Genomic DNA, 519 nt, shown 5'->3' with positions numbered 1-519 from the left:
ATCGGCAGTTGTTGAAGAAGTGGCAGTTGAAACGCCAGAAGCAACTCCAGAATCTGCAATTGAAGAATAAGGATGAGAAACCGAGGGAAACCTTGGTTTTCTCTTGTTTTAGCCCTGCCTGATTTTTGCTATCCTAGGTAAAAATATGGTATAATGAAACGATTATACAATAAGGAAAATACCATGTTTAAATTTAATTTTAAAAAGAAAGAAAGCATTGAAACAGCAATTGAAGTCCCTAAGCATATCGCTGTGATTATGGATGGCAATGGCCGTTGGGCTAAAAAGCGGATGCAGCCACGTATTATGGGGCATAAGGCTGGTATGGATGCACTGCAAAAGGTTACCAAGACGGCTTCTGATTTGGGAGTAAAGGTGTTAACTGTCTATGCCTTTTCTACAGAAAACTGGTCTCGACCGGAAAAAGAAGTGAAGTTTATCATGAATCTACCTGTGGAGTTTTATGATAAGTATGTTCCTGAACTCCATGCCAATAATGTCTAAATTCAGATGATTGGT

At 39.1% G+C, this 519-nt stretch carries 1 pseudogene; it reads left to right on the top strand.

Annotated elements, in window-relative coordinates:
- Nucleotides 1-183 precede the first annotated feature (183 nt).
- A pseudogene (uppS, locus tag C1G53_RS07640) lies at nucleotides 184-501 on the top strand (polyprenyl diphosphate synthase); the annotation flags it as partial.
- Nucleotides 502-519: the final 18 nt, after the last annotated feature.

The organism is Streptococcus suis (assembly GCF_002960445.1).
Lineage (GTDB): Bacteria > Bacillota > Bacilli > Lactobacillales > Streptococcaceae > Streptococcus > Streptococcus hyiners.
The sequence above is the reverse complement of the archived record's forward strand: the minus strand, read 5'-3'. Positions and strand labels throughout refer to the sequence as shown.